Raw genomic sequence first — 8852 nt, 5'->3', positions numbered from 1 at the left:
TTCGCCGAAATGACGCAGGGCGCCCGGCAAATGCCGCCGGGTGGCCTTGCAGAGACGCATCGGTCATGCTTCTTCTGCAGTTCTTGCCATTCACTCGCCGGAACTCCATGCGCGTCGCCATCGTCGAAAATTCCAGGATCACCCATTCCGGCCAGGTCGGCATTGCGCTGGCCGAGGCCGGTGCCGAAACCACCACCATCAAGGCCTATGACGGCGAGCCCTTGCCACAGCCCGAGGATTTCGATGCTTTGGTGGTCTTCGGCGGCGAGCAGAATGCCCGCGACGATGAGAGGCATCCCTACCTGCCGCATTTGGCCGATCGAATGCGCCGCTTCGGCGACGCGGAAAAATCCGTGCTCGGCATCTGTCTCGGCAGCCAGTTGCTCGCCCGTGCCTATGGCGCCGACAATCTGATCGGCACGGCCCCCGAATTCGGCTGGTGCAGCATCGAAAAAACGGGCCATGGCAAGACCGATCCCGTGCTCTCTGCCGTTCCGGATGAATTCCTGTCGTTCCAGTGGCACGACGACACTTTCACGCTGCCGGCGGATGCCCTGCATCTCGCCGAAAACCAGAGCGCCCGGCATCAGGCCTTCCGTCTCGGCCGTGCATCCTATGGTTTTCAGTTTCATTTCGAGGCCAATCGAGCCGTCGTGCGCGATTGGCTCGTGCAGTTTCCGGATGCGGTCGAGCGCAAGGAGCCGGGCTGGGCGTTGCGCCACGACGGACTGGCCGAGCGCCATGGAGCCCTTTCCGACGAGGCAGGTCTGGCGCTCGCCCACGCCTGGGTCGCAACGATCGGCAGCTGATGCGAGGCAGCGTGACCGCTTGACCGAAATCAAGTCGGCCTGGCCCGCTCGCTGCTAGGGAGATCCAGCGCTTCTGGAGAATGCCCCTTTTGTCTCTGCCCGCCTTTGCCCTTGCCGTCCTGCTCCTTCTGCTCACCCCCGGCCCGACCAACACCCTTCTGGCCGTAGCCGGTGCCACGCGCGGCCTGAAAGCCTCCCTGCCGCTGGTTGGCGCTGAGCTTGCCGGTTATCTGGCGACGATCTCGACCCTTGTCTTTGTGGCTGCCCCCTTGCTGGCTGGCCAGCCGACCGCGGCCCTCGTCATCAAGCTCTTGTCCACCCTCTGGGTCCTTCTGCTGGCCATCCGGCTCTGGAGCAACCCACCGACCGCAACCGATCTCGGCGCCGTCAATGCGCTCGGCGTCTTTGCAACGACCGTCCTCAACCCCAAGGGCCTGATCATCGGCCTTGTCCTCATCCCGCCGGCTGCCACCGGCGCACCCGGTGGCCTTGCAGCGCCGCTCCCTTATCTCGGCCTGTTTTCCGCGCTGGTGATGCTGGTTGCCCTCTCCTGGATCACCTTCGGCGCTGCGGTTCTCCGTCGGGTGGCCGTCGCAAACCCGCTGCTTGTCAGCCGGATCGCCGCGAGTTTCCTCGTCCTCTTCGCCGCGGGCCTCGCAGGCCGGGCCATCGGCTGGATCTGATCCCGCCCGGACGCACCCCTTGCAGGCGACTACAACCCGTGCTTAATCGCTATTCAATCGTTTAATGACGGCTTCAGGGACCTCGGGGAGGGGGAAAATGAAAGCAGCATTGCCGCGCTTCTGCGCGCTCATAATTTTCAGTCTATCCATTTTCATCAGCGCTCCGGCCTCGGCAACCCCGATCGGCGCAGACAAGGTGATCCGCGACTGGTATCATCTGGTGCTCGAACTGGTGCGCCACACGCCCACCTATTCACCGCCCGTCGCCAGCCGCGCCTTCGCCTATCTCGGCGTCGCCGGCTATGAAGCGCTTGCCTCCGGCGATTCGACCATGGTCAGCCTGTCCGGCCAGTTGAACGGGCTTAGCCCCGTTCCCTCCCGTGTCGCCGGCGAAAGCTATGACGAGGCGATCGTCGTCAATGCCGCCCTGGGTTCCGCCACCCGCGCCCTCTTCGCCAATACCGGCCCGACCGGTCAGCGGGCCCTGAAACGGTTCGGCGAGAAGATGGCGGCGAGCCTTGATGAAGGTCTGGCGCCAGAACTCGTGGCGCGCAGCACCGCCTATGGCGAAAGCGTCACCGCCCATATCCTCGCCTGGTCCGAGGGTGATGGCGGCGCGAAGATCGAAAACATGGGTTTTCCGCTGGAGTATAAGCTCACGGAAGGTCCCGAACACTGGGTGCCGACCAACCTCATCAATCAGCAACAGATGCCGCTTCTGCCGAAATGGGGTGAGAACCGTCCCTTCGCCATGAAGACCGGAAACGGTTGCCCGCTCCCGCCACCGCCGGCCTATAGCGAGGAGAAGGGATCGTCCTTCTATCGGGAGGCCCTCGAAGTCTACGAGGCCGTTAAGGGGCTGACGCCGGAGCAGCGCGCCATCGCCCGCTTCTGGTCCGACGACCCGATGCTGTCGCCCACCCCGCCCGGCCATTGGATGGTCATCGCCTTGCAGCAGCTGGACGAGCGCAAGGCGAGTGCGAGCGACCATGCCGACCTGCTCGCCCGTCTCGGCGTGACACTCGCCGACGCCTTCATCGGCTGCTGGCATTCGAAGTTCGAATTCGATCTCGTCCGTCCGGTCACCTATATCAAGCGGGTGATCGATCCGAAGTGGGAGCCGCTCCTGATCACGCCGCCCTTCCCGGAATATCCGAGCGGCCATTCCACCCAGTCGGGCGCCGCCGCCACGGTTCTCACGGCCTTTTTCGGCGAGAATTACGCCTTCACCGACAGCACCCATGAAAAGGACAAGCTGCCGAACCGCCCCTTCAGGAGCTTCTGGGATGCGGCAGACGAGGCCGGCATTTCACGCCTCTACGGCGGCATCCATTTCCGTGCCGCCATCGAACGCGGCCTCGACCAGGGGCGATGTGTCGGCGCCTATGCCGTCGCCCTGAAGACGCGCCGATGAGCCGCTCCGGTCTTCCGTGCGCCCTCGCGCCGGCGCTGCTCCTGTCGCTGCTGGCATCGCCTGCGCTGTCGGCAGACGGCCCCCTTGTGCCGCACTATGCGGATGAAACCGCAACCAGCGGCATTTCCAGCACCTATCGCGGCGACTGGGAGTTCATGGTCGGCGGTGGTGCGGGCAGTTTCGACTGCAATGCCGATGGCTTTCCCGATCTGGTGCTCGCAGGCGGCGAGGACAAGGCGAAATTCTATCTCAACCGCAGCGAGCCGGGCGGCACCTTGAAATTCGAGGAAAAACCCTCGGGCCTCGAACTCGACAAGGTGATCGGTGCCTATCCACTCGATATCGACGGCGACGGTCTGCAGGACGTCGTCCTCCTGCGCTCCGGCGAAAATGTCGTGATGCGGGGCCTCGGCGAATGCCGCTTCGAGCGCGCCAATGAGGCCTTCGGCTTCGACGGCGGAGATGCCTGGTCGACCGCCTTCTCCGCCACCTGGGAAAAGAGCGCCACCTGGCCGACGGTCGCCATCGGCAATTACATCGACCGCTTCGAGGATTTCGAACCCTGGGGCTCCTGCACCGACAACTGGCTGCAGCGGCCGGCCTCGGCTACCGAGCGGCGCTTTGCCCCGCCGCTGCCACTCACACCCTCCTTCTGCCCGCTCTCCATGCTCTTCACCGACTGGGACCGCTCCGGCACGCCGTCGCTGCGCGTCTCCAACGACCGCGAATATTACAAGGGCGGCCAGGAGCAGATGTGGCACCTGCCGCCGGGCGGGCCGCCGGCGCTCTACACCCAGGCCGAGGGCTGGAAATACCTGCGCATCTGGGGCATGGGCATCGCCTCCCATGACCTCGATTTCGACGGCTATCCGGAATATTTCCTCACCAGCATGGCCGACAACAAGCTGCAGACGCTTTCCGAGATCCCGAAGGACGGTAAACCGAAACCGGCTTACAGCGACGTGGCCTTCGCCAGGGGTGCGACCGCGCATCGGCCTTATACCGGCGGTGAAATCCGGCCCTCGACCGCCTGGCATACCGATTTCGAGGACGTCAACAATGACGGCCGCGCCGATCTCTTCATCGCCAAGGGCAATGTCGCCAAGATGCCGGACTTTGCCGAAAGGGACCCGAACAACCTGCTGATCCAGGGCGCGGACGGCAAGTTCATCGAGATGGGCGACAAGGCCGGTATCGCCTCGATGGCGACCGGGCGGGGCGGGGCGCTGGCCGATTTCAACCTCGATGGATTGGTCGATCTCCTGGTCGTCAACCAGGGCTCGCCGGTCGAGATCTGGCGCAATGTGACCGAGGGGGCAGGGCATTTCCTGCAGCTGGCGCTGCACCAGGAGGGAGCCAACCGCGATGCCATCGGCGCCTGGATCGAGGTGAAGACCGGTGCCGTGATCCAGCGCCGCGAAGTGACCATCGGCGGAGGCCATGCCAGCGGCAAGACCGGCTGGCACCACTTTGGCCTGGGTGGGGTGGCGCAGACCGAGATCCGCGTGTTGTGGCCGCAGGGTGAGGTCGGGGAATGGCAGACGGTGTCGACGGACGGGTTTTATGTTGTGCGGCCCGGCGTGGCGCCCAAGGCCTGGAAGCCGGGCGAGGGGCTGTGAGGAGGCCCATCTCCCCCGCAAGGAGGGAGATAGAGTCTCGCAAGCGCTTCGGCTCCCTCATGCTGAGGTGCCCGCGTGAAGCGCGGGCCTCGAAGCATCCTGCACTGGTGGCCTCGTCCTTCGAGGCCGGGCGTTGCCCGGCACCTCAGGATGAGGGGTGGCGGGGTGGCCTCGCCCTTCGAGGCCCCAATGTGTCGGGCACCTCAGGATGAGGGGTGATGTATCACTGTCAAAAAACCCAAGCTTCGCCGCCGGTCGGGATCAACTCCCTCCGGGTGGGCTAAACTTGTCTCGGACGAGGCGCCAGAAGCAACCTGTCTAAGTAATGTATGTGGCTCCTTCCGGCGCCTCGTTCGGCGTTTTGTCCCGCTGCATGCGTCTCTCTGGCAAGGCGGCGACGGTCCTCGTCATCCTCGTCCTCGGGTTTAACCCGAGGATGACCCGAGGACCGAGGAATGACCGGGCGCGGGTCCGGCTGCGGCAGTCTCCCCCGAAGAGTGTTCTGCCAGAGCCTGGCCGGTGGCCCGGGAGGTTCCCGCCGGATGGTGCACCAATCCGACCGGGACCCTCGCCCGGGGGATGATCGTCTGGCCATTGGCGGCTTAGGCCGTCATCCCCGCCGTTTTCTCCGCCCCGCTGTCTGGATGTTCGCGACAGCGCGGGCGCCTTGTCTGTGTGCCTCTGAGGCACGTCCTTCCGATCAGGGTATCCAGGCTCTGGAGCGCATCCGACCCCATCACCCTCGTCAAGCCCTTCGTCCGGAGGGAGACCGTTGCAGCGGGCCGGGGTCTTGCACCTGCGACAGTGCTTAACCCCGGCGCCGGCCCCGCCTCGCCTGACATCGCATCGTCAGGTGTATCCGAGGGCGGGACGGGGACAAGTCTACGAGCGGAAAAAGGGTGGGGGATGAAAAAATGTGTCGGGGTTTGAATTTGTTGGGAAATGTTCGGAATTCATCCCCCTTTTTTGGAGATGGCGCTGTCTGGCGTGACCGTCTGGCCTCAGAAAGCTTGTGTTTGGATCCTCGGGCTTGACCCGAGGATCCAGACACAAGCCAATCTCGGGCTCCATGCCCCCCTTGGTGGGGGAGACTTCGGAGCGGCGGCTGAAGGCCAGAAATCGATCCCCTCACCAACAAAATCTGAAGTTTAGCCCTGATCGGGCTAAGCCCTCGATTTTGTAACCTCTCCCACAAGGGGAGAGGGGGGGAACCGCTGAGCGCTCAGTTTGACGGATAAAGCCGAGGTGTCACTCCACCTCTTCGACCGATGCCTCTGCCACCCGTTTCTGGATCGACTCGATGCAGTTCTTGGCGCTGGACTTCGACTTGTAGGTTTCCGAGCGCACCATGATCTCGCCATTGGCGGCGCGGAAGCGGACGAAGGTTTCGCCGTTCTTGGCTTCGTCGATCTCGAAGCGGTAGCCGCTGCCGGTTTCCTGCTTGGTGAGGTCGACGACGGGCGCGGCGGGCGCGTTTTTCTTCAGAGACTCGACGCAGTTCTTCGCGCTCGCCTTCGAGGCGTAGTTCTCCGACCAGACCATCACCTCGGCATTGTAGACGAACTGGACGCAGAACTCGCCCTTTTCGGTCTTCAGGATCTTGAACTTGTGCATGCCCGTCTCCCCTTCATCTGTTCATCGGCTTATGATTGCATTCAAATGCTAGCGCGATGGGCGCGGGCGGGCAAGCAGCGGTTAAAAGCCCTGGAAGAGGAAGTCGGTGGCGGCGGTGATCTCCTCGGCGCGTGCGGAAAGGTCGGCAATGGCGGGGCCGATGTGCGAGAGAGGAAGAGCGGCGAGACGTTGGGTTGCCATGACATAGGTCTTTCCGCCAACCTCGAAGCGAGGTGTCAGGCGCGCGATGACCCAGGAGACCGTTTCGATCGGCTGCAGCGGGGCGACCACCCGTGTCGGCAGGTCATGCAGGAAGTCGGATTGTAGATCCACGACCAGTTGGTCTTCCGATTTCAGGCGATGGACCCGAAATCGCGCCATCGTCAAAACATCCGATATTTGGCAAGTGGAAGGCCATGTTTGGCGACGTAGTCGTTGTCAGCCTTGATCGCCTCGGCATTCTCGATCTTCCAGCGCCTTTCTTTCTCGGCCTTGATGGCGCGGGCAATGCCCTGTTCGGCGGCACCCGTGATATCGAGGCCGAGAGCTTCGGCCTCGGTGACGAGGGCTTCGCTGACAGTCAGGTCATGGGCTTTGCGGGCTTCGATCGACATGGCGCAACTCCGAGAATGCAGAAGTATAGCGTGAAATATGCCGTCAATAAAGCGGGTGCCGAGGGCGGCGAACCGCCCCCCGGCAGAGGTTTCAGCCCTTTGGCGGATATGGATCATTGCCATAGGAGTTACGCTCGCGGATGCGACCGTTTTCTCCATGGATCAGCATTTCCGACTGCTGGTTCTGCGCGATGCCACGGGCAATGCCGATCGCTTCGCGCTGGGTTTCGACGACCTTGGTGGCTCGCTCGGAGCCTGCACCCTTGACCGCCCAGCCATCGGCATGGGGGACGACGTGTTGGTTACGTTTTGTCATTTTCAGCACCTTGGAAAATGGAGAGTGGGAGTGAGCACTCTTTTTCAAAAGTGCTCACTGTTGGCTCGGACGGGTCACTTCCCGAAGCGGTTGTTGAACCGCTCCATCTGAGTGGTCGACCCTTTGATCGCGAAGTTTCCGTCGGATTTTTTCGAGATCTGGACGCCGGCGCTTGAGGCCGCCTGACGTAGTTTGCGTTCCATGTCAGCCTTGAGGTCGCGTTCCACCGCCGCTGACATCGAACGTGCATTGGAAAAGGAACGGCCCTTGTACTTAAAAGATATTGGCATCGTGTTCTCCTCAGTTATCGCGGATCGTGGTCTTGGGATGCCGCTTCGCGTAGGCGTCCGAAACGAACTTGCCCGAAACCGCACTGCGATGGACGCCGTGCGTGCTTCCGCCGCCCACCTGCTCGGAAAGGGTCGTCCGAGGATTGTTTGCAGCCTTCCGTGCTGTGACGAACTGCCCATTGATGGCACTGCGATGACGAGTGCCGCTTCCATTACGTTTTGCCATAGCTGATCTCCTTAGCGAGTGTGGCAAGCGGTTGAACAATAAGCGCATCCATCAGCGCTCGGATCGAAAGTCTTGGCGACTGCGACTGCTCGAAAGCAGCTGTCAAATTCGCCGAGGTAGTGCTGGTTCGCCGGGAGAGGCATCCAGCCGCAGCCTTCGCGGTGAACTTCATGGTCACCGTTCAACTGCGCATTTTTGTTTCTGTAGTAGCTGGCCATCATGGCCCCCTTTCTTCCTTGGGAGGATTGCGACGACTCGTTGTGTCGGCACGCAAACATTGATCCACGATCTCCACGCAAACGTCAATATCCCAAACTAATTAGAGCCAAATGTTTGTAATCTTGACTTTTTGCTGCGATGCGTTATCTTGTCAGCGTGAGCGCGCGAGGAGAAAATCATGTTTGAAAACAACGATTTCTATGTGCGACTCGGTGAGCGCATCAAAGAATATCGAGATCTGAAGCTTAAAATTACTCAAGAAGAGTTTGCTGAAAGGGCGGGACTTTCTCGGCCCTCAATTGCAAATATTGAGCGAGGTCGGCAGCAAATCAGTGTTTTACAACTTGTGAAATTTGCCGCGATTCTGGGTATGAAGCCGGAAGATTTGATTCCGCACAGTGATAGTCCTCAAAGCGAGTCGCTCTTGGAATCGCTGCCAGAATCGGCGAGTCAATATAAAGACTGGATAACCCAGTTGCAGGGCGCCTGACATGCGACCCAAAATTTGGCTTAAGCCAACACGAGCTCAGGAAATTAGGCGCATCGTCGAAGATCTTTTATTGAAGGTCAAATTTGCGGAGCTACCGGTTCCGGTCGAAGCTGTTGCGAAAACGCTAGATATATCGGTGAAATTTGCACCGTATTCCGAAGGCGACCTAGCGGGTATGCTGATCTTGCAGCCGCGACCAACGATTGCGGTAAATTCTGCACATCACCGAAACAGACAGAGATTTACTATTGCTCACGAAATAGGGCATTTTTTGCTACATAAAAAAGAAAGTATTCACATCGACGAAAAGATGGCTGTACTGTATCGTGATAAAAATTCATCTATGGCTATCAACCCTCAAGAAGTCGAAGCAAACCATTTTGCTGCCGAGCTCTTGATGCCTAAGCGGATTTTATTGAAGGATTTGGCGAATAAGCAAATTGACTTAGAGGAAGACGAGATCCTGTTAAATCTTGCTAAGCGATATGGTGTGAGCCAACAAGCGATGGCATTCCGCATTGCTAATATTCTGAGCTAACTGGACTTAGCCCCAAGCAT

At 60.7% G+C, this 8852-nt stretch carries 12 protein-coding genes; 6 read left to right on the top strand and 6 right to left on the bottom strand.

Annotated elements, in window-relative coordinates; all coding sequences use genetic code 11:
- Positions 1-107 precede the first annotated feature (107 nt).
- From DMY87_RS22340 to DMY87_RS22325, 4 genes are all read left to right on the top strand, one after another.
- Positions 108-809 (top strand): type 1 glutamine amidotransferase, encoded by a 702-nt coding sequence (locus DMY87_RS22340; RefSeq protein ID WP_110793850.1) that lies wholly within the window; start codon positions 108-110, stop codon positions 807-809.
- An 80-nt stretch (positions 810-889) separates the two neighbouring features.
- Complete coding sequence (locus DMY87_RS22335) at positions 890-1492, top strand: hypothetical protein (protein ID WP_245409013.1); 603 nt, start codon at positions 890-892, stop codon at positions 1490-1492.
- Positions 1493-1589: 97 nt separating this feature from the next.
- Entirely contained in the window at positions 1590-2906 is a 1317-nt protein-coding gene (locus DMY87_RS22330; RefSeq protein WP_110793849.1) for a vanadium-dependent haloperoxidase, read from the top strand.
- Positions 2903-4525 carry a CRTAC1 family protein gene (locus tag DMY87_RS22325; protein ID WP_110793848.1) on the top strand — a complete coding sequence of 541 codons (1623 nt, stop codon included), beginning with the start codon at positions 2903-2905 and terminating at the stop codon, positions 4523-4525. Before DMY87_RS22330 ends, DMY87_RS22325 begins: the two co-directional genes overlap by 4 nt.
- Before the next feature lie 1248 nt (positions 4526-5773).
- Here DMY87_RS22325 and DMY87_RS24675 read toward each other — a convergent pair.
- The 6 genes from DMY87_RS24675 to DMY87_RS22295 all read right to left on the bottom strand — a co-directional run bounded on the left by DMY87_RS24675 (position 5774) and on the right by DMY87_RS22295 (position 7585).
- Positions 5774-6139 carry a YegP family protein gene (locus tag DMY87_RS24675; RefSeq protein WP_110793847.1) on the bottom strand — a complete coding sequence of 122 codons (366 nt, stop codon included), beginning with the start codon at positions 6137-6139 and terminating at the stop codon, positions 5774-5776.
- 81 nt (positions 6140-6220) lie between these two features.
- Positions 6221-6520: a CcdB family protein gene (locus DMY87_RS22315; protein WP_110793846.1), complete on the bottom strand. Its 300-nt coding sequence runs from the start codon at positions 6518-6520 to the stop codon at positions 6221-6223.
- 2 nt (positions 6521-6522) lie between these two features.
- A complete protein-coding gene (locus tag DMY87_RS22310; RefSeq protein ID WP_110793845.1) occupies positions 6523-6753 on the bottom strand; it encodes a type II toxin-antitoxin system CcdA family antitoxin in 231 nt (76 codons plus the stop codon).
- 91 nt (positions 6754-6844) lie between these two features.
- Positions 6845-7069 carry a DUF2188 domain-containing protein gene (locus DMY87_RS22305; RefSeq protein ID WP_110793844.1) on the bottom strand — a complete coding sequence of 75 codons (225 nt, stop codon included), beginning with the start codon at positions 7067-7069 and terminating at the stop codon, positions 6845-6847.
- Positions 7070-7143: 74 nt separating this feature from the next.
- The gene (locus tag DMY87_RS22300; protein WP_110793843.1) at positions 7144-7359 is read right to left on the bottom strand and encodes a hypothetical protein; all 216 of its coding nucleotides are present in this window, start codon (positions 7357-7359) and stop codon (positions 7144-7146) included.
- Positions 7360-7369: 10 nt separating this feature from the next.
- Positions 7370-7585, bottom strand: a complete 216-nt coding sequence (locus tag DMY87_RS22295) for a hypothetical protein (RefSeq protein WP_110793842.1) — start codon at positions 7583-7585, stop codon at positions 7370-7372.
- A gap of 397 nt (positions 7586-7982) precedes the next feature.
- On the opposite strand from DMY87_RS22295, the gene DMY87_RS22285 reads away from it, so the two are divergent.
- Both DMY87_RS22285 and DMY87_RS22280 read left to right on the top strand, forming a co-directional pair.
- Positions 7983-8294, top strand: a complete 312-nt coding sequence (locus DMY87_RS22285; RefSeq protein ID WP_110793841.1) for a helix-turn-helix domain-containing protein — start codon at positions 7983-7985, stop codon at positions 8292-8294.
- 1 nt (position 8295) lies between these two features.
- Positions 8296-8832, top strand: coding sequence for an ImmA/IrrE family metallo-endopeptidase (locus tag DMY87_RS22280; protein ID WP_110793840.1), 537 nt, complete (start codon positions 8296-8298; stop codon positions 8830-8832).
- Positions 8833-8852: the final 20 nt, after the last annotated feature.

The sequence above is a fragment of the Peteryoungia wuzhouensis genome (assembly GCF_003205195.1).
Classification (GTDB): domain Bacteria; phylum Pseudomonadota; class Alphaproteobacteria; order Rhizobiales; family Rhizobiaceae; genus Allorhizobium; species Allorhizobium wuzhouense.
The sequence above is the reverse complement of the archived record's forward strand: the minus strand, read 5'-3'. Positions and strand labels throughout refer to the sequence as shown.